General features: G+C 71.2%; 26 protein-coding genes. 18 read left to right on the forward strand and 8 right to left on the reverse strand.

What is annotated here, in order from left to right; all coding sequences use genetic code 11:
- Window positions 1–33: 33 nt before the first annotated feature.
- From AB0F15_RS36335 to AB0F15_RS36345, 3 genes are all read right to left on the reverse strand, one after another.
- Window positions 34–1,029 (reverse strand): 1-aminocyclopropane-1-carboxylate deaminase, encoded by a 996-nt coding sequence (locus AB0F15_RS36335; RefSeq protein WP_360280730.1) that lies wholly within the window; start codon window positions 1,027–1,029, stop codon window positions 34–36.
- Window positions 1,026–1,661 carry a GntR family transcriptional regulator gene (locus AB0F15_RS36340; RefSeq protein ID WP_360280733.1) on the reverse strand — a complete coding sequence of 212 codons (636 nt, stop codon included), beginning with the start codon at window positions 1,659–1,661 and terminating at the stop codon, window positions 1,026–1,028. The genes AB0F15_RS36335 and AB0F15_RS36340 overlap by 4 nt, the downstream gene beginning before the upstream one ends.
- 117 nt (window positions 1,662–1,778) lie before the next feature.
- Window positions 1,779–2,138, reverse strand: coding sequence for a DUF1844 domain-containing protein (locus AB0F15_RS36345; protein ID WP_360280736.1), 360 nt, complete (start codon window positions 2,136–2,138; stop codon window positions 1,779–1,781).
- 206 nt (window positions 2,139–2,344) lie between these two features.
- Between AB0F15_RS36345 and infC the strand changes: the two genes are divergently transcribed.
- From infC to pheT, 7 genes are all read left to right on the forward strand, one after another.
- A complete protein-coding gene (infC, locus tag AB0F15_RS36350) occupies window positions 2,345–2,959 on the forward strand; it encodes a translation initiation factor IF-3 (protein ID WP_360280800.1) in 615 nt (204 codons plus the stop codon).
- 68 nt (window positions 2,960–3,027) lie between these two features.
- On the forward strand, window positions 3,028–3,222 hold the full coding sequence (rpmI, locus tag AB0F15_RS36355; protein ID WP_360280739.1) for a 50S ribosomal protein L35: 195 nt from the start codon (window positions 3,028–3,030) through the stop codon (window positions 3,220–3,222).
- 68 nt (window positions 3,223–3,290) lie between these two features.
- Window positions 3,291–3,668, forward strand: a complete 378-nt coding sequence (gene rplT, locus AB0F15_RS36360; protein ID WP_308673448.1) for a 50S ribosomal protein L20 — start codon at window positions 3,291–3,293, stop codon at window positions 3,666–3,668.
- Window positions 3,665–4,480 carry an RNA methyltransferase gene (locus tag AB0F15_RS36365; protein WP_360280803.1) on the forward strand — a complete coding sequence of 272 codons (816 nt, stop codon included), beginning with the start codon at window positions 3,665–3,667 and terminating at the stop codon, window positions 4,478–4,480. Before rplT ends, AB0F15_RS36365 begins: the two co-directional genes overlap by 4 nt.
- A 49-nt stretch (window positions 4,481–4,529) precedes the next feature.
- Window positions 4,530–5,363: a DUF6159 family protein gene (locus AB0F15_RS36370; protein WP_360280742.1), complete on the forward strand. Its 834-nt coding sequence runs from the start codon at window positions 4,530–4,532 to the stop codon at window positions 5,361–5,363.
- 133 nt (window positions 5,364–5,496) lie between these two features.
- On the forward strand, window positions 5,497–6,558 hold the full coding sequence (gene pheS, locus AB0F15_RS36375) for a phenylalanine--tRNA ligase subunit alpha (RefSeq protein ID WP_360280745.1): 1,062 nt from the start codon (window positions 5,497–5,499) through the stop codon (window positions 6,556–6,558).
- A complete protein-coding gene (gene pheT, locus AB0F15_RS36380; RefSeq protein WP_360280748.1) occupies window positions 6,558–9,119 on the forward strand; it encodes a phenylalanine--tRNA ligase subunit beta in 2,562 nt (853 codons plus the stop codon). Before pheS ends, pheT begins: the two co-directional genes overlap by 1 nt.
- A gap of 109 nt (window positions 9,120–9,228) precedes the next feature.
- Here pheT and AB0F15_RS36385 read toward each other — a convergent pair whose 3' ends face one another.
- A complete protein-coding gene (locus AB0F15_RS36385) occupies window positions 9,229–9,918 on the reverse strand; it encodes a DNA alkylation repair protein (RefSeq protein WP_360280751.1) in 690 nt (229 codons plus the stop codon).
- A gap of 193 nt (window positions 9,919–10,111) precedes the next feature.
- Here AB0F15_RS36385 and AB0F15_RS36390 point away from each other — a divergent pair, with 193 nt between their 5' ends.
- Together AB0F15_RS36390 and AB0F15_RS36395 are read left to right on the forward strand one after the other, a co-directional pair.
- Window positions 10,112–11,695, forward strand: a complete 1,584-nt coding sequence (locus AB0F15_RS36390; protein WP_360280754.1) for an alpha/beta hydrolase — start codon at window positions 10,112–10,114, stop codon at window positions 11,693–11,695.
- A 203-nt stretch (window positions 11,696–11,898) separates the two neighbouring features.
- A complete protein-coding gene (locus AB0F15_RS36395) occupies window positions 11,899–12,396 on the forward strand; it encodes a helix-turn-helix domain containing protein (RefSeq protein ID WP_360280757.1) in 498 nt (165 codons plus the stop codon).
- Between the two features lie 251 nt (window positions 12,397–12,647).
- On the opposite strand, the gene AB0F15_RS36400 is transcribed toward AB0F15_RS36395, so the two are convergent.
- Window positions 12,648–13,631 (reverse strand): YafY family protein, encoded by a 984-nt coding sequence (locus AB0F15_RS36400; RefSeq protein ID WP_360280759.1) that lies wholly within the window; start codon window positions 13,629–13,631, stop codon window positions 12,648–12,650.
- Window positions 13,632–13,715: 84 nt separating this feature from the next.
- On the opposite strand from AB0F15_RS36400, the gene argC reads away from it, so the two are divergent.
- From argC to argH, 7 genes are read left to right on the forward strand one after another with little or no spacing between them, the layout of a single operon-like run.
- Window positions 13,716–14,744 carry an N-acetyl-gamma-glutamyl-phosphate reductase gene (gene argC / locus AB0F15_RS36405; protein WP_360280761.1) on the forward strand — a complete coding sequence of 343 codons (1,029 nt, stop codon included), beginning with the start codon at window positions 13,716–13,718 and terminating at the stop codon, window positions 14,742–14,744.
- Entirely contained in the window at window positions 14,741–15,901 is a 1,161-nt protein-coding gene (gene argJ, locus AB0F15_RS36410) for a bifunctional glutamate N-acetyltransferase/amino-acid acetyltransferase ArgJ (RefSeq protein WP_360280764.1), read from the forward strand. Before argC ends, argJ begins: the two co-directional genes overlap by 4 nt.
- On the forward strand, window positions 15,898–16,815 hold the full coding sequence (gene argB / locus AB0F15_RS36415; RefSeq protein ID WP_360280767.1) for an acetylglutamate kinase: 918 nt from the start codon (window positions 15,898–15,900) through the stop codon (window positions 16,813–16,815). Before argJ ends, argB begins: the two co-directional genes overlap by 4 nt.
- On the forward strand, window positions 16,812–18,023 hold the full coding sequence (locus AB0F15_RS36420; protein ID WP_360280770.1) for an acetylornithine transaminase: 1,212 nt from the start codon (window positions 16,812–16,814) through the stop codon (window positions 18,021–18,023). Before argB ends, AB0F15_RS36420 begins: the two co-directional genes overlap by 4 nt.
- The gene (gene argF / locus AB0F15_RS36425) at window positions 18,023–18,949 is read left to right on the forward strand and encodes an ornithine carbamoyltransferase (protein ID WP_360280773.1); all 927 of its coding nucleotides are present in this window, start codon (window positions 18,023–18,025) and stop codon (window positions 18,947–18,949) included. The genes AB0F15_RS36420 and argF overlap by 1 nt, the downstream gene beginning before the upstream one ends.
- Window positions 18,946–19,491 carry an arginine repressor gene (locus AB0F15_RS36430; RefSeq protein ID WP_360280776.1) on the forward strand — a complete coding sequence of 182 codons (546 nt, stop codon included), beginning with the start codon at window positions 18,946–18,948 and terminating at the stop codon, window positions 19,489–19,491. Before argF ends, AB0F15_RS36430 begins: the two co-directional genes overlap by 4 nt.
- Window positions 19,488–20,903 (forward strand): argininosuccinate lyase, encoded by a 1,416-nt coding sequence (argH, locus tag AB0F15_RS36435; protein ID WP_360280779.1) that lies wholly within the window; start codon window positions 19,488–19,490, stop codon window positions 20,901–20,903. Before AB0F15_RS36430 ends, argH begins: the two co-directional genes overlap by 4 nt.
- Window positions 20,904–20,915: 12 nt before the next feature.
- Here the strand turns inward: argH and AB0F15_RS36440 are convergent, their stop codons facing one another.
- Genes AB0F15_RS36440 through AB0F15_RS36450 form a run of 3 tightly spaced genes read right to left on the reverse strand, consistent with a single transcriptional unit; the run spans window position 20,916 to window position 22,803 of the window.
- Entirely contained in the window at window positions 20,916–21,584 is a 669-nt protein-coding gene (locus AB0F15_RS36440) for a TetR family transcriptional regulator (RefSeq protein WP_360280782.1), read from the reverse strand.
- Window positions 21,584–22,252 carry a DUF4166 domain-containing protein gene (locus AB0F15_RS36445; protein ID WP_360280785.1) on the reverse strand — a complete coding sequence of 223 codons (669 nt, stop codon included), beginning with the start codon at window positions 22,250–22,252 and terminating at the stop codon, window positions 21,584–21,586. Before AB0F15_RS36445 ends, AB0F15_RS36440 begins: the two co-directional genes overlap by 1 nt.
- Window positions 22,249–22,803 (reverse strand): hypothetical protein, encoded by a 555-nt coding sequence (locus AB0F15_RS36450; protein ID WP_360280788.1) that lies wholly within the window; start codon window positions 22,801–22,803, stop codon window positions 22,249–22,251. The genes AB0F15_RS36445 and AB0F15_RS36450 overlap by 4 nt, the downstream gene beginning before the upstream one ends.
- Before the next feature lie 110 nt (window positions 22,804–22,913).
- On the opposite strand from AB0F15_RS36450, the gene AB0F15_RS36455 reads away from it, so the two are divergent.
- Together AB0F15_RS36455 and tyrS are read left to right on the forward strand one after the other, a co-directional pair.
- Window positions 22,914–23,552: a DNA-3-methyladenine glycosylase gene (locus tag AB0F15_RS36455; RefSeq protein ID WP_360280791.1), complete on the forward strand. Its 639-nt coding sequence runs from the start codon at window positions 22,914–22,916 to the stop codon at window positions 23,550–23,552.
- Window positions 23,553–23,584: 32 nt separating this feature from the next.
- Window positions 23,585–24,859: a tyrosine--tRNA ligase gene (tyrS, locus tag AB0F15_RS36460; protein WP_360280794.1), complete on the forward strand. Its 1,275-nt coding sequence runs from the start codon at window positions 23,585–23,587 to the stop codon at window positions 24,857–24,859.
- Window positions 24,860–25,183: the final 324 nt, after the last annotated feature.

Genomic DNA, 25,183 nt, shown 5'->3' on the forward strand with positions numbered 1-25,183 from the left:
CTTTCCCGGGGCCGGCTTCCCGGCCCCGGGACCTCAGCCGAGGACGCTCGTGTAGCCGTTGAGCGCGGGCTGCCCGCCGAGGTGGGCGTACAGGACGTTCGAGCCGCGCTCGATTTCGCCGGTCCCGACCAGGTCGATCAGCGCGGACATCGACTTGCCTTCGTACACCGGGTCCGTGATCATCCCCTCCAGCCGGGCGCACGTTTCGATGGCGTCCACAGTGGACTTGTCGGGGATGCCGTAGATCCCGGCGTGGTAGCGGTCGTCCAGCTCGACCTCGGGGAGCTGCCCGGCGCCGATCAGTTCCGCGGTGTTCCGCGCGATGCGCGTGATCTGCTCGCGGGTCTCGGCCGGCTTGGCCGAGGCGTCGATGCCGAGGATCCGGCGCTCCCGGCCGAGCGCGGTCCCGGCGACCATCCCGCCCTGCGTGCTGCCGGTGACCGAGCAGACGACCACGGTGTCGAAGAAGACGCCCAGCTCCCGCTCCTGCTGCTCCAGCTCGACGATCCAGTTCGCGAACCCCAGCCCGCCGAGCCGGTGGTCCGAAGCGCCGGCGGGGATGGCGTACGGCTTCCCGCCGCCGGCCTCGATCTCGGCGACCGCGTCCTCCCAGGCCTCTTTGAAGCCGATGCCGAACCCGGCGTCGACGAGCCGGACGTCCGCGCCGAGGATCCGGGAGAGCTGGATGTTGCCGGCCTTGTCGTAGAGCGGGTCGTGCCAGTCGACCCAGCTCTCCTGCACCAGCACGGCTTTCAGCCCGGCGCGGGCCGCGGCCGCGGCGACCTGGCGGGTGTGGTTGGACTGGACGCCGCCGATGGAGACGAGCGTGTCGGCACCCTGGGCGAGCGCGTCGGCGACGAGGTACTCCAGCTTGCGCGTCTTGTTCCCGCCGAAGGCGAGGCCGGAGTTGACGTCCTCGCGCTTGGCCCAGATCTTCGCGCCGCCCAGGTGTGCGGTGAGCCGCTCCAGCGGGTGCACCGGCGACGGGCCGAACAACAGCGGGAAGCGGGGGAAGTCGGCCAGGGTCATCGGTCCTCCAGCAGTTCGGTCCAGATGGTCGAGATCACCGAAACCGCGGTTGCGGTGTCCCGCTTTTCGAAGGCGTCGATGAGCTTCGTGTGGCGCTCGACCGAGTTCCAGGCCAGCGCCGAGCTGAACCGCGAGTGCTCGAGGCGGCGCAGCAGCGGCGTGTAGCGGTCGAGGGTCGCGGCCACCGCGCTGTTGCCGGCGAGCCGGACCGGGACGTCGTGCAGTTCGTCGTCCGCCGCGACGGCGGCCGCGATGTCACGGGCCTCGATGGCCGCGGCGAACCGGTCGTTGGCCGCGCGCATCGCGGCGACGTCGGCCGGGCGGCAGCGGGGCACCGCCTGGCGGACGGCGAACTCGTGCAACAGGCGGACGATCTGCCGCGCGTCGAGGACGTCGGCGGACATGACCTCCGAGACCCGGGTGTAGCTCTGCGGTTTCGAGTCGACGAGGCCGTCGTCGGCCAGGCGGAGAAGGGCTTGGCGGACGGGGGCTTTCGACAGCCCGAGCTGGTCCGCCAGGTCGGCGTCCCGCAGTGGGGCGCCGGGCGGCAGCGAACCGTCGACGATCGCCTGCCGGATGCGGTCGTACGCCTCGTCGCGCAACAGCGGTCGGGTGACCTTTGAGAGACTCACATCTAACATGTTAGATGACGGTGAACTCGCTCGGCAACAACCCGAGCGAGTGAAAGGTCAGTGCCGGACGACTGAAAGGTCAGTGCGGCGGAAGGCCAGTGGCGAGCGACTGAAAGGTCAGTAGACGGGGCCTGTGTACTTTTCCCCGGGGCCCTGGCCGGGCGCGTCGGGCACGACCGAAGCCTCACGGAAGGCCTTCTGGAGGGACTGAAGGCCGTCGCGCAGCGGTCCGGCGTGCAGGCCGAGGTACTCCGCCGACGCCGTCACGAGCCCGGCGAGCGCGGTGATCAGGCGGCGCGCTTCGTCGAGGTCGCGGTGCGGGGAGGTGGCGGGGTCGGCGTCGGCGAGACCGAGCCGTTCGGCGCCGGCCGACAGCAGCATGACGGCGGCGCGGCTGATCACCTCCACGCTGGGGATGTCCTCGAGGTGGCGCGAGTCCGGGGAATACGGGGGCTGTTGCGAAGGTTGTTCCGACACGTCTGGTACCCTTCCACGAGCGACCAGCCCCCGAGTGATCGGGGGCGGCAAGTGGAGCCCCGCTCCCACCCGCGTCACCGTACAGGTGGCCGGGTCCGGTCTCGCCCGGGCGTGAAGTCCAGGGTGAAGTGCCCGGCTTCGCGGCCGGGTGCGATCGGAAACAGAGTGGGCCCCGCGCACCGAATAGGTGTCGGGGCCTTCGCTATGTGGGCACCAGGTCGAAGAACAGGAAACATTCCTCGGACCAAGGAGGCCCCATCAGCTCCGAGACACGCATCAACGACCGAATCCGGGTGCCGGAAGTCCGCCTCGTCGGACCCGCCGGCGAACAGGTCGGCATCGTCCGGATCGAGGATGCGCTGCGCCTGGCGCAGGAGAACGACCTCGACCTCGTCGAGGTCGCACCGCAGGCCCGCCCGCCGGTGTGCAAGCTCATGGACTTCGGCAAGTTCAAGTACGAGAGCGCGCAGAAGGCCCGCGAGTCGCGTCGCAACCAGCAGCTGACCGTCATCAAGGAACAGAAGCTGCGCCCCAAGATCGATCAGCACGACTACGAGACCAAGAAGGGTCACGTGTCGCGCTTCCTGGCGGCGGGCAACAAGGTCAAGGTCACGATCATGTTCCGCGGTCGCGAGCAGTCCCGGCCGGAGCTCGGCTACCGGCTGTTGCAGAAGCTTGCCGAGGACGTCACGGAGCTGGGCTTCGTCGAGTCGTCGGCCAAGCAGGACGGCCGCAACATGATCATGGTGCTGGCCCCGCACAAGAACGTGAAGCCGAAGGCCAAGGCAGAGACGGCCCCCGAGCCGGTCCCCGAGGCGTAGGCGCCGACCAGCACATGCCAGCGGCTCACCGGATTCTCCGGTGAGCCGCCGCACGAAAGAGGATTGAAATGCCGAAGATGAAGACCCACAAGGGGACGTCCAAGCGGATCCGCATCACGGGCACGGGCAAGCTGCGTCGCCAGATGACCGGCCGCCGGCACCGGATGGAGAAGAAGTCCAGCCGCGTGACCCGCCGTCTGGAGGGCACCAACGAGGTGTCGCAGACCGAGGTCGGCCGCGTCAAGCGCCTTCTCGGCATCTGATCCCGCAGAACTTGCAGTAACCACCCGGGGCGTTCCCCTTCGCCCCCCGAGATCGACAGGATGGACCCGTGGCACGCGTCAAGCGGGCGGTAAACGCCCAGAAGAAGCGTCGCGCAACTCTCGAACTGGCCAGCGGTTACCGCGGCCAGCGTTCGCGGCTGTACCGCAAGGCCAAGGAGCAGACGCTTCACTCGCTGAACTACGCCTACCGGGACCGCCGTGCCCGCAAGGGTGACTTCCGTCGCCTGTGGGTCACCCGCATCAACGCGGCCGCCCGTGCGAACGGCGTCACCTACAACCGGTTCATCCAGGGCATCAAGGCCGCGGGTGTCGAGGTCGACCGCAAGATCCTCGCGGACCTGGCCGTCAACGACGCCGTTGCCTTCACCGCGCTGGCCGAGCTCGCCAAGGCCAACGTGAACACCGGCGAAGCGAAGTCGGCCTGACCGGCAGCTTTTCCCGACCCGGGGCGGATCCGTTCACCGAACGGACCCCCCGGGTCGTTGCTGCGCGCAAGCTGACGCGGCGCGCGGAACGCGACAAGACCGGCCGCTTCCTGGCCGAAGGCGCCAACGCCGTCGAGGCCGCGCTGGCCGACGGCACGGTGTACGAGCTGTTCGTCACTTCTCGTGCTGCGGAGCAGCACGCCGGCTTGCTCGACGCCGCCCGCGCGGCCGGCGTCGGCGTCTCGCCGATCACCGACCGCGCCGCGGCCGGGCTGAGTGAAACCGTGACGCCCCAGGGCATCGTGGCCGTCTGCGCGCTGCTGGACCGGCCCCTCGACGAGGCCGTGACGCCGGCCGCCCGGCTCGTGGTGGTGCTCGTCGACGTCGCCGACCCCGGCAACGCGGGCACGGTGATCCGCGTCGCCGACGCGGCCGGTGCCGACGCCGTGATCCTGGCGGGCGACACCGTCGACCCCCACAACGGCAAGTGCGTCCGAGCGGCCGCCGGCAGCCTGTTCCACCTGCCGATCGCGCGCGTCCGCGACGTCCCCGCCGCGCTGGCCGCCTGCTCGGCCGCGGGCCTGCGGACGTTCGCCGCCCACGGCTACGCCGACACCGAACTCGATCGAGTGGACCTCGCCGCGCCGACGGCGTGGGTGTTCGGCAACGAGGCCCACGGCCTGCCCGCCGACGTCCTCGACCGGACCGATCTCGCGGTCCGGATCCCCCTCTACGGCCGCGCCGAGAGCCTCAACCTCGCCACCGCGGCGGCCGTCTGCGTGTACACGAGCGCGATGGCGGCGCGTAGCTGACCAGCGAGTAAGCTGCCGCGGTATCCATTGTGGCCAACTGGGGGGATCCATGGGCAGGCTTGCTCGTTCGTTCGCGCTGTTCTCCGCTTCGTTCAAGGTGCTGCGTGCCCACAAGGGCCTGGCGTGGTTCCCGGTGCTCGCCGGGATCGGCGGGCTGCTGGTCGCCGGGGTGTTCCTGACACCCGCGTTCTTCACCGTCCACCTCGAGGCCGAGCACTTCCAGCCCACGCCCGGCACATACGTGCTGCTCGGGGCGTTCTACCTCGTCTCGGCGTTCGTCACGATCTTCTTCAACGCCGCCCTGATCTCCCAGGCGGACGTCGCGCTGCGCGGCGACGGCGGCATGCCGGGCGTCGGCGCCGGCCTCGCCGCGGCCGGCCGCCGCTGGCCGACGCTGCTCGGCTGGGCCGGTCTGACCGCGACGGTCAGCGTGGTGCTGCGCACGATCGAACAGCGGCTCGGCTTCCTCGGCACCATCATCAGCAGCCTGGTCGGCCTGGCCTGGCGGCTCACGACGTTCCTCGTACTGCCGGTCGTCATGCTCGAAGCTGCCGGGGTGAAGGCCGGTGTCAAGCGGTCGGTCGAGCTGTTCCGCCGGACCTGGGGCGAGAACGTTGCGGGTACCGCGGGCATCGGCTTGGTCGGCTTCATCCTCAGCCTCGCCGGCTACGCGCTGCTGCTGCTCGCCGGCTTCCTGCTCGGCGGCACGGCGACGCTGTTCGTCTGCGTCGGGCTGGCGATCGTCTGGACGCTGCTGATCGCGGTCTTCACCACGACGCTGACCGGCATCTACCAGACGGCGCTGTACCGCTACGCGGCCGACGGCGTCGTGCCCGGCGAGTTCGCGTCGGTCGACTTCGCCGAGGCGTTCCGCGAGCGCTGACCGTGCGTCCGCACGCTCCCGGGGCGACCGGGGGCGTGCGGAGCCGATCCCATAGACTTTTCTCGCCTTTGAACTCTCGCGTGCCGTGTGCGGCGGAGCGCGAACGACCAGTCCCAGCGGACGCCGAGGAGTTATGTCCGGAGCCACGGAAAAGCAAGCCCAGGGCGCGGTACTCGCCCCCGAGACGCTGCAGGAGGCGGTCGAGGCCGCCCGGGCGGCGTTCGCCGCCGCGACCGGGCTCGAAGGGCTGGCCGAGGTCAAACCGGCCCACCTCGGCGACCACGCGCCGCTGATGCTGGCCCGCCGCGAGATCGGTGCCCTGCCCAAGCAGGAGAAGGCCGAGGCGGGCAAGCGCGTCAACGAGGCCCGGCAGGCCGTCCAGGCGGCCTTCGACACGCGCCGCGCCGAGCTCCAGGTGGAGCGCGACGAGCGCGTGCTGCGCGAAGAAGCCGTCGACGTCACCCTGCCGTGGGACCGCGTGCCGCGCGGTGCCCGGCACCCGATCAGCACCCTCTCCGAACGCGTCGCGGACGCCTTCGTCGCGATGGGCTACGAGGTCGCCGAGGGCCCGGAGCTCGAAGCCGAGTGGTTCAACTTCGACGCGCTGAACTTCGGCAAGGACCACCCGGCCCGCCAGCTGCAGGACACGTTCTACGTCGGCGAGGAGGACTCCGGCCTGGTGCTGCGCACGCACACCTCGCCGGTCCAGGCCCGCACCCTGCTGCACCGCGACCTGCCGGTGTACGTCGTCTGCCCGGGCCGGACGTACCGCACCGACGAGCTCGACTCGACGCACACCCCGGTGTTCACCCAGGTCGAAGGCCTCGCGGTGGACAAGGGCATCACCATGGCCCACCTCAAGGGCACGCTGGACGCCTTCGCCCGCGCGATGTTCGGCGAGAGCTCGAAGACGCGGCTGCGCCCGCACTTCTTCCCCTTCACCGAGCCGTCCGCCGAGGTGGACGTCTGGTTCGAGGAGAAGAAGGGCGGCCCCGGCTGGGTCGAGTGGGGCGGCTGCGGCATGGTCAACCCGAACGTGCTGCGCGCCTGCGGCGTCGACCCGGACGTGTACTCCGGCTTCGCCTTCGGCATGGGTATCGAGCGCACCCTGCAATTCCGCAACGGGATCCCGGACATGCGCGACATGGTGGAGGGCGACGTCCGCTTCACCCTTCCCTTCGGAACGGAGGCGTAGTGCGAGTCCCAGTCAGCTGGCTGACCGAACACCTCGATCTCACCGAAGAGGTCACGCCGCAGGACCTGGCCGACGCGTTCGTCCGGATCGGCATCGAGGTCGACGACCTGAGCGAGCTCGGTCCCGTGACCGGCCCGCTGGTCGTCGGCCGGGTGGCCGAGATCGAGGAGCTCACCGAGTTCAAGAAGCCGGTCCGCTTCTGCCGCGTCGACGTCGGCGAGCCCGCCGACGAAGCCGAGGACTTCGACGACGAGGACGAAGAGGACGACGACGAAGAGGGCGAGTTCGACGAGGGCCCGCACGGCATCAAGACCCGCGGCATCATCTGCGGTGCGCGCAACTTCGTCGAGGGTGACCTGGTCGTCGTCGCGCTGCCCGGCGCCGTCCTGCCCGGCGACTTCGCCATCGCCGCCCGCAAGACCTACGGCCGGGTCAGCGACGGCATGATCTGCTCGGCGCGCGAGCTCGGCCTCGGCGACGACCACGCCGGCATCCTCGTGCTGCCGCCGGGCACCGCGAGCCCGGGCGACGACGCCCAGGAGCTGCTCGGCCTCGACGACTCGGTGATCGAGCTGACCCCGACCCCGGACCGCGGCTACGCGCTGTCCATCCGCGGGCTGGCGCGTGAGCTGTCGAACGCACTCGACGTGCCCTTCGGCGACCCGGCGCTGCTGGAGGTCCCGGCGGCCGAGGGCGACGCCTGGCCGGTCCGCATCGAGGACCCGGAAGGCTGCCCGCGGTTCGTGCTGCGCCGGGTCACCGGCCTGGACGCGACCGCGCCGACCCCGTGGCGGATGCGGCGGCGGCTGATGCTGGCCGGCATCCGCTCCATCTCCCTGGCCGTGGACGTCACGAACTACGTGATGCTCGAGCTCGGGCACCCGCTGCACGCGTTCGCCACCAAGGCCATCCAGGGCGATCTGGTGGTGCGCCGGGCGAAGCCGGGCGAGAAACTGACCACTTTGGACGACGTCGAGCGCACTCTCGACCCGGACGACGTCGTCATCGCCGACGACAGCGGCGTCATCTCGCTCGCCGGCACGATGGGCGGCGCGAGCACCGAGATCACCGCCGAGAGCACCGACGTGCTGCTCGAGGCGGCGCACTGGAACCCGGCCGCGATCAGCCGCACCGCGCGGCGGCACAAGCTGTTCTCCGAGGCCGCCAAGCGGTTCGAGCGCTTCACCGATCCGCAGCTGTGCGCGGCCGCCGTCGAGCTGGCCGCCCGGCTGCTGCGCCAGTACGGCGACGCCGCCATCCAGCCCGGCCGCACCGACGAAGGCGCGGTCCAGCCGAATCCCGCGGTCGTGATGCCGATCAACCTGCCCGACAAGGTCGCGGGCGTGAACTACCAGCGTGGCGTGACCGTCCGCCGGCTCACCCAGATCGGCTGCAAGGTCTCGGTCGGCACGGGCGACGACGGCACGGGCCGGGTCACGGCGATCCCGCCGAGCTGGCGCGGCGACCTCCGTCAGCCGGCCGACCTCGTCGAAGAAGTGCTGCGGCTGGAAGGCTACGAAAGCATCCCGTCGACGCTGCCCGCCGCCCCGGCCGGCCGCGGCCTGACCGACGGCCAGCGGCGCACCCGCAGCGTCGCCCGTGCCCTGGCCGAGGCCGGGTACGTCGAGGTGCGGCCGTTCCCGTTCGTCGACAACGCGGTGTGGGACGCCTTCGGCCTGCCCGCCGACGACGTCCGCCGCAACGCGGTCGTGGTCCGCAACCCCCTGGAAGCCGACCGCAACCGGCTGGCGACGACGTTGCTGCCGGGCCTGCTGGACACGATGCAGCGCAACGTTTCCCGCGGCACGAAGGACGTCTCGCTGTACCACATCGGCCAGGTGGTGCTCCCGGCGCCGAACCCGCTGAAGGTCCCGGCCCTCGGCGTCGACCGGCGGCCGAGCGACGAAGAGCTGGCCCTGCTGGAAGCTTCCGTGCCGCAGCAGCCGCTGCACGTCGCCGTGGTCCTCGCCGGAAACCGCCGCCGCGCCGGCTGGTGGGGCGCCGGCGAGCAGGCGAACTGGGCCGACGCGGTGCAGGCCGCCCGGACGGTCGCCGAGGCCGCGGGGGTGGAGCTGACGGTGCAGGCGGCCGACCTGCCGCCGTGGCACCCGGGCCGCTGCGCCCAGCTGAGGGTCGGCGACTGGCCGGTCGGCCACGCCGGTGAACTGCACCCCAAGGTGGTCGAGGCGCTCGGCCTGCCGCCGCGGACGGTGGCGATGGAGCTGGACCTGGACGCGATCCCGCTGCCGGACTCCCGTCCGGCCCCCAGTGTGTCGGGCTATCCGCCGGTGCTCCTGGACGTGGCCCTGGTCGCGGCGGCGGACGTGCCGTCGGCGGACCTCGCCGAGGTCCTGCGCACGGGGGCGGGCGAGCTGCTGGAGGACATCACGCTGTTCGACGTGTACGCGGGCGAACAGGTCGGCGAGGGCAAGCGTTCGCTGGCGTACAAGCTGCGCTTCCGCGCACCGGACCGGACGTTGACGGTCGACGAGGCCACCAAGGCCCGCGACGCGGCCGTGGCGGCAGCGGGCGAGCGCTTCGACGCAACGCTTCGCGCCTGACCGGCACGGCGCCGACGCAGACGCGCACGAGGAGGGGCCGGTCGACCGGCCCCTCCCGGCGTTTGCGCACAGCCCGCACGCCGGCCCTCCAGGTACGCCGGTCCGCACCTCAGCCGATGTGCTTGAGAGCTTCCCGCCTGGACAGGCCGGACAACCCCGGGTGATCGTCCACGAAGGACCGCACCCACTCCGGCGCCGTCTTCGCGTAGTCCCGCAGTGCCCAGCCGATTCCCTTGCACAGGAAGAACTCCGCCTCGGCGATCGCCGGCTCGATCGCGCGGGTGAGCAGGTCGGTGTCGGTGTCCTCCTTGGCGCCGACCTGGCAGATGATCGCCGTGCGCCGCCGCCAGAGGTCGCCGTCGTTCGCCCACGCGAGCATCGTCGGCGTGACCCCGGCGCGGTCGGCTCGGAGGATCGGCCCGATCCGGCGGATGGCGAGTTCGTCCACGTGGTCCCACCACGCCCCGCTGACGATCATTTCCTCGTACATCGGGACCAGCTCCGCGTCCTGCCACCGCCGGTACGCCCGGTATCCGGAAAGATCGATGGCCGCGTACCGCTCCTCGCGGAATTCGGCAGTTCGCCACAGCGTCAGGACGGTCGCCGAGAATGTCACCCGATCGGGCAATTTGTGGTCGGCCAGCACCCGCTCGAGGAGGGCGCTGCGCTGCGGTTTTGCCACTCCGCGGAACGCCATGGCCGACTTCATGTACGCCTGCATCGCCGGGGCTTTCGCCGGGTCGGCCAGCTCGGCCAAGCCGGAGCGGATCGCCCTGACCAGCGGTTCGTCCGCGCTCATCCATCCTCCTGCCGTCCTCCGGTGATCCGCAGCGTACTTCCGGCCACCGACAGTTCCGGCGTTCCCCGGATGGGGCAGGTCCCGACGAAAGGCGGATGGCGGAAGCCGCGTCGGTCAGCGAGATTGACCAAGGTTGCCGGTAGTTTCGTCGAAATCTGGCGAACGCTGTCGAATGCGGACGAAAAGGACGACTGTGAAAAGAATCGTTGCCGCCATTGCCGCCGCGGGGCTCGCGGCCGGCTTGATGGCCGCCGCGCCCGCCGCCTCGGCTGAACCCGGGGTGCAGTTCACCCCCGCGCCGATCGCCTGGGGCGCCTGCACGTCGGCGAGCCTCAAGGCCGCCGGCGCCCAGTGCGGCTTCCTCGAGGTGCCGATGGACTACGCCCGGCCGGGTGGGGCGAAGGTCTCCCTCGCGGTGTCGCGGATCAAGCACAAGACCACGAAGTCCCAGGGGATCATGCTGGTGAACCCGGGCGGCCCCGGCGGTTCCGGCCTCGGCCTCTCGGTGCTCGGCAAGTACGTGCCGAACCACGCCGGGGACAGCTACGACTGGATCGGCTTCGACCCGCGGGGCGTCGGGTCCAGCAAGCCCGCCATCAGCTGCGACGGGAACTACGCCGGCTACAACCGGCCCGCCTACGTGCCGACCACGCCGCAGCTGGAGAAGACCTGGCTCGCCCGCTCGAAGGGGTACGCCGACGCGTGCCGCAAGAACGGCGCGATCCTCGACCACCTCAAGACGACCGACGTCGCGCAGGACATGGACAGCCTGCGCAAGGCGCTGGGCGAGAAGCAGATCAACTTCTACGGCTTCTCCTACGGCACCTACCTCGGCCAGGTGTACAGCACGCTGTACCCGAAGAACGTCCGCCGGATGGTGCTGGACGGCAACGTCGACCCGCGGAAGGTCTGGTACCAGGCCAACCTCGACCAGGACGTCGCGTTCGACAAGAACATCAAGACCTATTTCGGCTGGCTGGCCGGGTACGACGACGTCTACCACCTGGGCAAGACCGGCGACGCCGTCGAGAAGCTGTGGTACGCCACGCAGCGCAAGCTCATCCAGAACCCGGCGGGCGGCGTCATCGGTGGTGACGAGTGGACCGACATCTTCCTGCAGGCCGGCTACTACGTCTTCGGCTGGGTCGACGTGGCGAAGGCCTTCGACGGCTACGTGCACAAGGGTGACTGGCAGACGCTGAAGGCGCTCTACGACGACTCGAACGCGCCGGGCGAAGACAACGGCTTCGCGGTGTACCTGGGCGTGCAGTGCACCGACGTGCAGTGGCCGACCGACTGGAGCAAGTGGCGGATCGACAACTGGCTTACCTACTTCAAGGCCCCGTTCGAGACCTGGGGCAACGCCTGGTTCAACGCGCCCTGCGTGTACTGGCCGGCGAAGGCGGGCAAGCCGGTGACCATCGACGGCAGCAAGGTGGCAGGCGCGCTGCTGATCAGCGAAGAGCTCGACGCCGCCACGCCGTACGCCGGCAGCCTCGAGGTGCGGAAGCGGTTCCCGAACTCGAGCCTGATCAGCGCGCCGGGCGGGACGACGCACGCCGGTTCGCTGTCCGGGGTGTCCTGCGTGGACGACAAGGTCGCTGACTACCTGGCCACCGGCACCCTGCCGAAGCGCCTGCCCGGCAACCACTCGGACGTCCAGTGCAGCCCGGTGCCGCCGCCGGTGCCCGACGGCGCCGTGGCGCAGAAGTCGGACAACTCCGCGAAGGCCGCCCAGGAGAAGCAGCGCACGCTGGCCCAGCTGCTGCACTTCTGAGCTGAACCGCCTCATCCCGCTGCCCCGGTCCGGTTCGCCCGGACCGGGGCAGTGTCTTGTCCGCCGGTGTCTCATCGTCGCCTCCTCGTGACGGTTCGCAGTCACCGGGGACGTTAGGGGAGGGGTCCGACAATTTCGGAGCGAAGCGGGCTGTGAGCAGGGCGTGACCGAAAATTGTCGGGGGTGCGCGCTAGCTTCGTGGCATGTCGATCATCGAAGAGCGCCGGACCGAGATCCGGGCACAGGAGAACACCTACCAGATCGTGGTCGCGACCAGGACGGACGTCGACCGCGCCGAACCCACGCCCCGGCTGATGATCACCCTGGAAGCCGGCGGCCCCGGCGGTGAACCGGTCGCCGAGGGCAGCCTCGACCTGGACGTCGCGGTGGCGGCCACGGTGGCCGAACTCGTCTCGGACGAGTTGCTGTCCGCAACGGGCGCGGGCCGGGCGCCGCGGCGAAGATCCGCGGGCCGTCCTCCCCAGCAGGGCCGCCCGTGGAGCGAGGAGATGGACGCGGAACTGGAGAACCGGTGGATCGCCGGGGAGAGCGTTGCGGAGATCGCGGCGTACTTCGAACGCACTCCCGGCGGTATCCGCGCCCGCCTCCCGCGCGTGGGCTGCGACCCGGAGAACCCGGGGTGCTACCTCCCGGTCCCGCCGAGCAGGCGCACGGACCTGGACGCGGGCGGGCCGGCCTAGGCCGCGGGGGTGGCCGGTCCACAGTGGACCGGCCACCAAGCGCGCCGGACGTCGTGGTGGGCCGCAATCGGTTGCCCGGCGGGAATCGACGGGTCCGCCGGGCTCGGTGCGTGGTGAGCGGGGGTCCTCCCATCCGGTCCGCCACGCGCAAGACGTCGGCCGCGGTCGTGCGCGGCGAGTGGTTCCGGCCGGAAACCAAGGTTCCGGCCGGGCAACCGGACTCAGAGAGGAGACCAGCGGTGCGCCTCCGCTCAAACCTGCGCGCCGGAACCCGCCGCGACGCCGGAGCCCGCTGCCGCGGCGGCGCGGGTCGCGAGTTCCTTCAGGCGGGTCACCAGCTCCGGCGGTTCTTCGACGGTGAACGCACACCCCAGCCCGAGCAGCCGGAAGGCGAGCCAGTCCAGGGTGTCGGGGTGACTCCGCCACCGGCACCGGCCGTCCTCCAGAGCGGTCAGCGAGCCGGCTCCGCCGAGGCGGGGTGCCATCTCCGACGCCGGTTCGGCCAGGATGGCCACCGCCCGGTGCGTCGGAACGAGGTCGTAGAGCCGGTCGAGGACGTAGGCGGCCAGGTCCGTGGTGGGCGGTTCGCGCGGAACCGCGCGGCCGCCGGTGGCCTGGGCTTCGCGGACGCGGTCGGCGCGGAAGACCCGCCAGTCCGCCCGGTCGAGGTCGTAGGCGACCAGGTACCAGCGGCGGCCGGCGGCGACCAGGCGGAGCGGCTCGGCCCGGCGCCGGGTCTCGGCCCCGTCGTTCGCGCGGTAGCGGAACCGGACGGTCTCGTGGTTGGCGATCGCCCCGGCGAACACCGTCAGCTGCACCGGGTCGACGACGGGCCCGGTGGCCGGCACGGCGACCGTCGCCGTGCCGATCGTGCCCACTCGGCGGCGCAGCCGCGCCGGCAGGACCTGCTCCAGCTTGGCCAGCGCCCGCACGGACGCTTCCTCCATGCCATCGACCGGCTGGGCCGCCGCGGTCCGCAGGCCCACCGCGATCGCGACGGCTTCTTCGTCGTCGAGCACGAGCGGGGGCATCGCGGTGCCGGCGACCAGCCGGTACCCGCCCGCGGCACCGCGGCTGGCCTCGACCGGGTAACCGAGTTCGCGCAGCCGGTCGATGTCCCGGCGGATGGTGCGTGGGCTGACACCCAGCCGTTCGGCGAGCTCGCTGCCCGGCCACTCCCGGGGTGTCTGGAGCAGCGAGAGCAGGCCGAGCAGCCGCGCCGGGGTGTCCGTCATGCTCCCCAGCATCCCAAGGTGGCGGCCACCACTTCCGGGGAAACCTGTTTGTTTAAGCTTGCAAGGGCGTGCATAATCATGCGTATGACGGTGAACATCGCGGTGGCCGGGGCCAGCGGGTACGCGGGCGGTGAGCTGCTGCGCCTGCTCCTGACCCATCCCGAGGTCGAAATCGGCGCGCTCACGGCCGCCAGCAGCGCGGGCACGAAGCTCGGCGTCCACCAGCCCCACCTCGTCCCCCTCGCCGATCGCGTCCTGGCCGAGACAACGCCGGAGACCCTCGCCGGCCACGACGTCGTCTTCCTCGCGCTGCCCCACGGGCACTCCGCGGAGATCGCGGCGCAGCTCGGCCCGGACGTCCTGGTGGTCGACCTCGGCGCCGACCACCGCCTGGCCGACGCCGGTGACTGGCAGCGCTGGTACGGCGGCGACCACGCCGGCCAGTGGCCGTACGGCCTGCCGGAGCTGCCCGGCACCCGCGAGAAGCTCGCCGGCACCAAGCGCATCGCCGTGCCCGGCTGCTTCCCGACCGGCGGATCGCTGGCACTGGCGCCCGCGCTCGCCGCCGGGCTGATCGAGCCCGACGTCACGATCGTCGCGGTCACCGGAACCTCCGGTGCGGGCAAGAGCCTCAAGCCGAACCTGCTCGGCTCCGAGGTGATGGGCTCGGCAAGCGCATACGGCGTGGGCGGCGCCCACCGCCACACCCCGGAGTTCACGCAGAACCTCTCGGCCGTCGCGGGGGAGCAGGTCACCGTGTCCTTCACGCCGGTGCTCGCGCCGATGCCGCGCGGCATCCTCACCACGGCGAGCGCCCGGCTGAAGGACGGCGTCGACGAGGCCGCTGCCCGGGCCGCCTACGAGAAGGCCTACGACGCGGAACCGTTCGTCCAGCTGCTGCCCGCCGGTGCCTGGCCGGCGACCGCGTCGACACTCGGCTCGAACAACACCCAGCTGCAGGTCACGGTGGACGCCGGCGCGCGCCGGCTGGTCGTCGTCGCCGCGATCGACAACCTCACCAAGGGCACCGCCGGCGGTGCCGTCCAATCGATGAACCTGGCCCTCGGCCTCCCGGAAACGACCGGGCTTCCCACCGTAGGAGTGGCACCGTGACCGTCACCGGCCCCCAGGGCTTCCGCGCCGCCGGCGTCGCCGCCGGGATCAAGGCCTCCGGCGCGCTCGACCTCACCCTGGTCGTCAACGACGGCCCGCTGGACGTCGCGGCGGGTGTGTTCACCCGCAACGTCATCAAGGCCGCGCCGGTGCTGTGGTCGCAGGAAGTGCTCAAGCAACAGCGGCTGAAGGCCGTCGTCCTCAACTCGGGCGGCGCCAACGCGGCCACCGGGCCCGGCGGCTTCCAGGACACCCACGCCACGGCGGAGAAGGTCGCCGAAGTCCTCCAGGTGGGCGCCATCGAGATCGCCGTCTGCTCCACCGGCCTGATCGGCGAGCGGCTGCCGATGGCCGCCGTTCTCTCCGGGGTGGACACCGCGGTCAAGGCCCTCGACACGGGCCCCGAGGCCGGCCTGAACGCCGCCACCGGCGTGATGACCACCGACAGCAAACCGAAGCAGGCCTTCGCGAAGCACGAAAGCGGCTGGAGCGCCGGCGGCTTCGCCAAGGGTGCGGGCATGCTCGCGCCGAACCTCGCCACCATGCTCTCGGTCCTGACCACCGACGCCGTGGTGGACCCCGGAACCCTCGACCGCGCCCTGCGTGCGGCCACGCGCGTCACCTTCGACCGGCTGGACGTCGACGGCGGCACGTCCACCAACGACACCGTCCTGGTCCTCGCGTCCGGCGCGAGCGGGGTCGAGCCCACCGAAGCGGAGCTCACCGAGCTGCTCACCGCGGTGAGCCATGACCTCGTGCTCCAGCTGCGGGCGGACTCCGAGGGCGCCACCAAGGACGTCGACGTCACCGTGCAGGGCGCGGACACCGAAGCCGACGCGATCGCGGTGGCCCGCACGATCGCCGAGGACAACCTGGTCAAGACGGCGCTGTTCGGTTCCGATCCGAACTGGGGCCGGATCGCCATGGCGCTCGGCCGGGTCCCGGCCCGCATCGACCCGGACGTCGTGTCGATCGCGATCAACGGCGTGACCCTGTTCGCCAAGGGGATGCCCGCGGCCGACCGGTCCGAGGCGGACCTCACCGGCCGGGCCGTCGAGATCGTCGTCGACCTCGGCGTCGGCGCGAGCGCGGCGACCATCTACACCACGGACCTTTCGCACGGTTACGTCGAAGAGAACAGCGCGTACTCCTCATGACCCAGGAGGCTCTGATTTCCGCGGACGAACGACTCGCGACGGCGGCCGAGAAGGCCGGGGTGCTCATCGAGGCGCTGCCCTGGCTGCAGCGGTTCCACGGGGCCACCGTGGTGGTGAAGTACGGCGGCAACGCCATGATCGACGACGAGCTGAAGGCCGCCTTCGCCGAGGACATGGTGTTCCTCCGGCTGGCCGGCCTGCGCCCGGTGGTCGTGCACGGCGGCGGCCCGCAGATCACCGCGATGCTCAAGCGCCTCGGCGTCGAAGGCGAGTTCAAGGGCGGCCTGCGCGTCACCACCCCCGAGACGATGGACATCGTCCGCATGGTGCTGACCGGGCAGGTCAGCCGCGAGCTCGTCGGGCTGATGAACGCCCACGGGCCGTACGCGGTCGGCATCTCCGGCGAGGACGCCCGGCTGTTCACCGCCGAGCGCAAACAGGCCACTGTGGACGGTGAACAGGTCGACATCGGGCTCGTCGGTGAGGTCGCCGAGGTCAACCCGGACGCGGTGCTCGACATCGTCAACGCCGGGCGCATCCCGGTGGTGTCCACGGTCGCCCCGGACGTCGACGGCGTCGTGCACAACGTCAACGCCGACACGGCTGCCGGTGCGCTGGCCGCCGCGCTGGGTGCCGAAAAGCTCGTGGTGCTCACCGACGTCGAAGGGCTGTACGCCAACTGGCCGGACCGGTCGTCGCTGATCGACCGCATCCGCGTCGACCGCCTCGAGCCGATGTTGCCCACGCTGGCCAGCGGCATGATCCCGAAGATGGAGGCGTGCGTGCGCGCCATCCGCGGCGGCGTGCGCCGGGCGCACGTGATCGACGGCCGCCTCGCCCACTCGGTGCTGCTGGAGGTCTTCACCTCCCGCGGGATCGGCACCATGGTCTTTCCCGAAACGGAGCTCTCGTGACCGACCTCGAGTCCAATGTGGATGGCCAGGCGCACTGGCAGTCCGCCCTGATGGACAACTACGGCACGCCCAAGCTGACGCTCGTCCGCGGCGAAGGCGCGAAGGTGTGGGACGCCGACGGCAACCAGTACCTCGACCTCGTCGGCGGGATCGCCGTCAACGCGCTCGGCCACGCGCACCCGGCGGTCGTCGAAGCCGTCACCGAGCAGATCAAGCGGCTCGGCCACACCTCGAACCTGTACGTCAACCCGGTGGCCGTGGAGCTCGCCGAGGCGCTGCTCGACGTCGCCGGCCTCACCGGCCACGGCAAGGTGCTGTTCGTCAACTCCGGTGCCGAGGCCAACGAAGCCGCGCTGAAGATCAGCAGGTTGACCGGGCGCACCAAGGTGGTCGCCGCCGAAGGCGCGTTCCACGGCCGGACCATGGGCGCGCTGACGCTCACCGGCCAGCCCGCCAAGCGCGACGCCTTCAAGCCGCTGGTGCCCGGGGTCGAGCACGTGCCGTTCGGGGACGTGGGAGCGCTCAAGGCCGCCGTCGACACCGAAACCGCGGCCGTCTTCCTGGAGCCGGTGCTCGGGGAGGCGGGGGTCATCCCGGCGCCGGACGGCTACCTCCAGGCCGCCCGCGAAATCACCAAGGCCACCGGCACGCTGCTGGTGCTCGACGAGGTGCAGACCGGCCTCGGCAGGCTCGGGACCTGGTTCGGCTACCAGCAGGCCGGCATCGTGCCGGACGTCATCACCCTGGCCAAGGGGCTCGGCGGCGGCCTGCCGCTGGGCGCGGTGATCGGTGTCGGCGCGGCGGGCGACCTGCTCAAGCCGGGCCAGCACGGCACCACCTTCGGCGGCAACCCGGTCTGCTGCGCGGCCGGCCTGGCCGTGCTGAAGACCATCGCCGCCGAAGGCCTGCTCGACCACGTCGCCTCGCTCGGCAAGGACATCACCGCGGGTGTCGAGGCGCTGGGCCACCCGCTCGTCGCCGGGGTGCGCGGCGCCGGGCTGCTGCTCGGCATCGCCCTGAAGCAGCCCGTCTCGGCGGCGGTCGCCAAGGCCGCCCAGGACGCGGGCTACCTCGTCAACCCGGTGGCGCCCGACGCCGTCCGGCTGGCGCCCCCGCTCGTGCTCGACGGTGACCAGGCCGAAGGCTTCCTCGCCGCGCTGCCGAACGCCCTCGACGCCGCCACCCCCGAATCGAAGGACTCCGACTGATGCTGCGCCACTTCCTCCGCGACGATGACGTCAGCCCCGCCGAGCAGAAGGCCATCCTCGACCTCGCCGACGCGCTCAAGGCCGACCCGCTGGGCACCAAGACGCTCGCCGGCAAGTCCATCACGGCGATCTTCGAGAAGAACTCGACGCGGACCCGGTTCTCGTTCGAGGTCGGCATCAGTCAGCTCGGCGGTCACCCGGTGATCGTCGACGGCCGTTCGATGCAGCTCGGCCGCGAAGAGACCATCGAGGACACTTCGCGGGTCTTGTCGCGTTACGTCGACGGGATCGTGTGGCGCACCTTCGCGCAGAAGCGAATCGAAGCGATGGCTTCGGCCGCGTCGATCCCCGTGGTCAACGCGCTCACCGACGAGTTCCACCCGTGCCAGGTGCTCACCGACCTCATGACGATCCGCGAGCGCAAGGGCAAACTCGAGGGGCTCACGCTCGTCTACCTCGGCGACGGCGCCAACAACATGGCGCACTCGCTGCTGCTCGGCGGGGTCACCGCGGGGATGCACGTCCGGGTCGTCTCGCCGGTCGGCTTCCAGCCGGACCAGGGCGTCATGCTGGACGCGAAGAACCTGGCGAGCGAGACCGGCGGCAGCGCGACCGTCTACACCGATCCGTACGCGGCGGTCGATGGCGCGGACGTGCTCGTCACCGACACGTGGACGTCGATGGGGCAGGAGAACGACGGGCTCGACCGGGTGGGCCCGTTCCGCGCCCTCCAGGTCAACACCGAGCTGCTGAAGAGGGCCGCGGACGACGCTATCGTGCTGCACTGCCTGCCGGCGCACCGCGGCTGGGAGATCACCGACGAGGTGCTCGACGGCCCGGCCAGCGCGGTGTGGGACGAAGCCGAGAACCGTCTGCACGCCCAGAAGGCGCTGCTGGTCTGGCTGTTCGAGGAGAGCAGGCGATGACCGGCAGCCGGGTGGGCAGACAGGCCAGGATCACCGAACTGGTGGCCACCACGACCATCCGCAGCCAGACCGAGCTGGCCAAGCTGCTGGCCGCCGAAGGCATCGAGGTCACCCAGGCGACGCTGTCGCGCGACCTCGACGAGCTGGGCGCGGTCAAGCTGCGCGGGCCGGACTCGGGCGCGCCGGTCTACGTCATCCCCGAGGACGGCAGCCCGGTCCGCGGGGTGCAGGGCGGCACGTCCCGGCTCTCGCGGCTGCTGGCCGAACTGATGGTCTCGGCGGACTCGTCGGGCAACCTGATGGTGCTGCGGACGCCGCCGGGTGCGGCGCAGTTCCTCGCCAGCGCCATCGACCGCGCGGCGCTGGATGAGGTCGTCGGCTCGATCGCGGGCGACGACACGGTCGCCGTGATCGCGCGCGAACCCCTGACGGGCAAGGAGCTGGCGGAGCGCTTCGCCGTCCTCGCCCAGCGCTCGTCGGCCGAACACGGAGATACCGGCTTGAATCCGAACGAACACACCGAGGAGAAGCGAGAACAGTGAGCGGGAACGAGCAGCCGGTGCAGCTGTGGGGCGGCCGGTTCGCCAGCGGTCCGGCGGAAGCCATGGCCGCGCTGAGCGCGTCGACCCATTTCGACTGGCGACTGGCGCCCTACGACATCGCCGGCTCCCGTGCACACGCTCGCGTGCTGTGCAAGGCGGGCCTGCTGACCGAAGCCGAGCTGACGGGCATGCTGGCCGCGCTGGACACGCTCGCCCAGGACGTCGCCTCGGGGCAGTTCACGCCGACGATCGCCGACGAGGACGTGCACACGGCCCTCGAGCGCGGCCTGCTCGAGCGCGCGGGCACCGAACTCGGCGGCAAGCTGCGGGCCGGCCGGTCGCGCAACGACCAGGTCGCCACGCTGTTCCGGATGTGGCTGCGGGACGCGGCCCGCCGGGTCGTCGCCGGCACCCTGGAGGTCGTCGACGCGCTGGTGTCGCAGGCGAAGCGGCACCCGGACGTGATCCTGCCCGGCCGCACGCACCTGCAGCACGCCCAGCCGGTGCTGCTGGCGCACCACCTGCTGGCGCACGGCCAGGCCCTGCTGCGCGACGTCTCGCGGCTGCAGGACTGGGACACCCGCACCGCCGAGTCGCCGTACGGCTCGGGTGCCCTCGCCGGCTCGTCGCTGGGGCTCGACCCGGAGGCCGTCGCCAAGGAACTGGGCTTCGTGACCAGCGTCGAGAACTCCATCGACGGCACCGCTTCGCGCGACTTCGTCGCCGAGTTCGCTTTCGCCGTCGCGATGCTCGCGGTGAACCTGTCCCGGATCGCCGAAGAGGTGATCATCTGGAACACCGCCGAGTTCGGTTACGTGACCCTCGACGACGCCTGGGCCACCGGCAGCTCGATCATGCCGCAGAAGAAGAACCCGGACGTCGCGGAGCTGACGCGCGGCAAGGCGGGCCGGCTGATCGGCAACCTCACCGGCCTCCTGGCCACCCTCAAGGCGCAGCCGCTGGCCTACAACCGTGACCTGCAGGAGGACAAGGAGCCGGTGTTCGACTCGGTCGAACAGCTCGAGCTCCTCTTCCCGGCGATCGCCGGCATGCTCGAAACGCTCACGTTCCACACCGACCGGCTCGCCGAGCTGGCCCCGGCCGGCTTCACCCTGGCCACCGACATCGCCGAGTGGCTGGTGCGCCAGGGCGTCCCGTTCCGTGTCGCGCACGAAGCGGCGGGCGAGAGCGTCCGCGTCGCCGAGGCCCGCGGTGTCGGCCTGGACGAGCTGACCGACGAAGAGTTCGAGAAGATCAACCCGGCGCTCACGCCCGCGGTGCGCGAAGTCCTCACGGTCGAAGGTTCGGTGAGTTCCCGCAACGCCCGGGGCGGCACGGCCCCCGAACGCGTGGCCGAACAGCGCGCGCGGCTCGAAGAGCGCGTCACCGTGGCCCGCCAGTGGCTCAACTGACGTGACGGCCGGCTAGGCGCGGTCGTCCCGCGCCCGGCCGGTCTTCCGCAGCTTCGCCCGCACCGCCCGCATGGCCACCGGTCCCAGGCCGTCCAGGACGTCGACCAGCACGGCCAGCTGCTCCAGCGCGGCGACGGCCTGCTCGGCGCCATCGGGGTCGACCGTGTCGAACAGCGTCAGCCCGAGGAACCCGGTGGACACGGCGTGGGCCAGTCCATCGGGGTCCGCGAGCTCGGCCAGGGGCGACGCCTCGAGCACGCGCTCGAGAGCCGTCCGGACCTCGGTGATCCACTTGTCCAGGCCCTCGCGGGTCGCCTGGGCGAGCCGTTCGCTGCCCTGGGCCCCGGCCAGTGTCTGGGCCAGGAGAGCCAGGTTGCCTTCCGCGCGTTCCGCGGTCCGGATTTCCCGGCCGAGCGCCAGCAGCTCGCCGACCGTGGCCACGGCGGCGAAGCGGTCGCGGTAGAGGGCGACGCGGGCCTCCGTCGCGGAGACGCACGCCTGCGCGACGAGCTCCTCGACGCTGCCGAAGTGGTAGAAGACCAGCGCCTGGTTCGCGCCCGCGGCGCTCGCGACCGACCGGGCGGAGACGGCGGTGATGCCCTGCAGCCGGACGACTTCCAGCACGCCGTCCACGAGCCGCTGCTTCGTGTCCTGCGAACTGGAGTTCCGGCCGGTGCCCATCAGTCCATGACCTTCTCACGAAGGGGCTTCACCGCGCCGCTCACCCCGCCGCCGACGTCGACGTACCGGGCGGCGAAGCTGCCCTCGTAGCCGAACACCGGCCCGAACCGGGGATGGACCACCGCCACCGCGATCCGGAACTGCCCGCAGCCGTCGTCGAACCACTCGTCGACAGTGGCGGTCCCGGTGAGCCCGCGCGGCAGGCGCGCCCGCACCGGCCCCTCCCGGAGCCGGAACTCGCCGGAGCGGATCCGGAACCCGCCGTCCGGCCGGACCGACACGGCGAGGTCCACCGCCAGGTGCTGGTGCGTCCCCAGGTAGTCGACGAGCCCGCGCGTGGCGCTGAACACCATCTGGGCGTCGAACCGGCGGCGCCGGTCCGGGAACTCGAAGGTCCGCACGAAGGACACCGTTTCGCGGCCGTGCCCGTCCACGTACGGGTAGTTCTCGATGGTGAACGGCACGTTCCGGCCGCAGTCGGGGAACAGGATGTGCCGCGCCGACCCGAGCCACAGGAACGGCCGGGTGAAGCCGGGCCCGCGCCAGATCCGGTCCATCACGCCGTGGCCGATCATCCCGCGGCCCCCCGACAGCGCGAGCCGCTCCCGCACCTTCGGGTGCAGCTTCGCGAAGTCCGCGCCGAGCGCGCGCTCGAAGACGCCGCTCACGACGACACTCCGGCAATCACCTGGTCGCGGGGCCGCGTCCGGCCACAGCGGGCGGCCGAGGGCGCGGTCAGGGGCTGGTCCTCCGGGGTGACGCCCGTCTCCAGCCAGAGCCGCAGCCGGTCGAACGACCACGCCGTCAGCCAGCCGAACACCGGCCGGAACACCCGGTCGGCCAGGCGCCCGAAGCGTCCCCAGCGGGTTCCGTAGTCGAACCCGGTGACGAACCGGACGCCATCGGCGACCGGCGTGTAGCGCCAGAACCCCGCGCCCGAGCTGATCAGCGACAGCGGGTCGGCCGAGGCGAACCGCAGCACGGACGTCCGGGAACCGTCTGGCCAGTCCCGCGACGCCGCGCTCACCCCGACGCCGGCGACCGTGACGCCGAGGAACCGCGAAACGTAGCGGAAGTGGCCGTCGAGCCCGTCGATCGGAACGATCTCGGCGAAGCGGAGGTCCCAGCGCCGGTGCAGGCCCGGGTCCTGGGTGTGCCGCCACAGGGTGTCGAGATCCGTGCGGATCACCGTCTCCACGTAGAGCGCCTTCGGTCTCATCTCCGGTCTCCCCTCGGTTTGAGCGACTGCTCAAAAAGACTGTAGGGAAGTTTGAGCGATCGCTCAAGGGCTAGGGTGGTCGCGCCAGGAAGCCGAGGAGAGGAACCCGTTTGAGCGGCGACGCAGGCCGGTTGTTCACCCGCGACGAACTGGCGCTGGACCCGGTCGACCTGGCCCAGCTGCTGCTCGGCTCGGTCCTCGAGGCCGACGGCCCGGACGGCACCGTCGCCGTCCGGCTGGTCGAGGTCGAGGCCTACCGCGGCGAGGACGACCCGGCGTCGCACTGCTACCGCGGTCAGACGCCGCGCAACGCCGTCATGTGGGGTCCCGCCGGGCACCTGTACGTCTACTTCGTCTACGGGATGCACTTCTGCGCGAACATCGTCGGCTCGCAGGACGGCGTCGCCGGCGCGGTCCTGCTGCGGGCCGGTGAGGTCGTCGAGGGCGTCGACGTCGTGCGACGGCGGCGTCCGCACGCGCGCGGGACCGGGGAGCTGGCGAAGGGCCCGGCCATCCTGACGTCGGTGCTCCGCATCGACCGCGAGCAGAACGGCGTCGACCTGACCGATCCGGCATCGCCGGTCCGGCTGCACGTCGGTACCCGGGTCCCGGCCGAGCGGATCCGCACCGGTCCGCGCGTCGGCGTCGCGATGGCGATGGACACGCCCTGGCGATTCTGGGTCGACGGCTCGCCCGCCGTGTCCACCTACCGCCGTGGCGGGAAGCGCCGGATCCGCCCCGCCAGTTAGTCGGTTGACCTGGTGCGGGAGGATCTACAGGCGTGAGCGAACACATCCTCGACGAGCTGTCCTGGCGCGGCCTGATCGCGCAGTCCACCGACATCGACGCCCTCCGGCGCGAGCTCGACCAAGGTCCCGTGACGCTCTATTGCGGCTTCGACCCGACCGCGCCCAGCCTGCACGCCGGCAACCTGGTCCCGCTGCTCATGCTCAAGCGGTTCCAGCGCGCCGGGCACCGGCCGATCGTGCTGGCCGGCGGCGCGACCGGGATGATCGGCGACCCGCGTGACACCGGTGAGCGCACGCTGAACACCCTGGACGTCGTCGCGGAGTGGGCCGGGCGCATCCGCGGCCAGCTCGAACGGTTCGTCGACTTCGACGATTCGCCGACCGGCGCGATCGTCGAAAACAACCTCAACTGGACCGGGCAGCAGACCGCCCTGGAGTTCCTGCGCGACGTCGGGAAGCACTTCTCGATCAACGTCATGCTCAACCGGGAGACGGTGAAGCGCCGGCTCGAGGGCGATGGCATGTCGTACACCGAGTTCAGCTACCTGCTCCTGCAGTCCCAGGACTACCTGCAGCTGCACCGCCAGTACGGCTGCAAGCTGCAGGTCGGCGGATCCGACCAGTGGGGCAACCTCCTCGGCGGGGTGGACCTGATCCGGCGGACCGACGGAGCAGGCGTGCACGCGCTGACCGCGCCGCTGGTCACCGACGCCGAGGGCCGCAAGTTCGGCAAGTCCACCGGCGGCGGGAACCTCTGGCTCGACCCGGAGATGACCTCGCCGTACGCCTGGTACCAGTACTTCGTGAACGTGGGCGACGCGGACGTCATCCGCTACCTGCGGATGTTCACGTTCCTGAGCCAGGAGGAGATCGCTTCGCTGGCGGAGGACACCGAGCAGCGTCCCCACCTGCGGGCCGCGCAGAAACGCCTGGCGGAGGAGTTCACGAACCTCGTGCACGGCGAGGAGCAGACCCGGCACGTGATCAACGCCAGCCAGGCGCTGTTCGGCCGCGGCGAGCTCGGCGAACTGGACGAACGCACCCTCGACGCGGCGATGGCCGAGGTGCCCAACGGCAAGGTCGACCCGGCGGCCCAGCCGACGATCGTCGACCTGCTGCTCGCCGGGGGACTGGCGGACAGCAAGGGCGCCGCGCGCCGCACGATCAAGGAGGGCGGCGCGTACGTGAACAACGTGAAGGTCGCCGACGAGGAGTGGAAGCCGTCCCGCGAGGACGCGCTGCACGGCCGGTGGCTGGTGGTCCGTCGCGGGCGGCGCAACGTCGCCGGCGTGGCGCTCGGCAGCTGACCGGGCTCCGGGCCCGGAACAGGGCCTTGACCTGCGGAAACAAGGTTAAGGTACCCCCCTGTTTCGGGCCCTCCGGAGGGGTGTAAAGTTCTCCAAGTCGCCAGGGAAACCGGGTGGCCACCGGGACACGAACCAAGCTCTCGCGGATCGCGATTGAGTGGGTGTCCCACCAAAACTGCTAGGAATGACTCGCTCCGGGTGGGGCCGCTTGACGGCGGTGTTGTTCGGGGTGTGTTGCTTGAGAACTCAACAGTGTGCTAGTGAACTAAGCCAGTAGAGCTTATGTATTGAACCTCGTTTGAGGTTCCTTTGAGAGCATTAATT

Source organism: Amycolatopsis sp. NPDC026612 (assembly GCF_040638285.1).
Taxonomy (GTDB): domain Bacteria; phylum Actinomycetota; class Actinomycetes; order Mycobacteriales; family Pseudonocardiaceae; genus Amycolatopsis.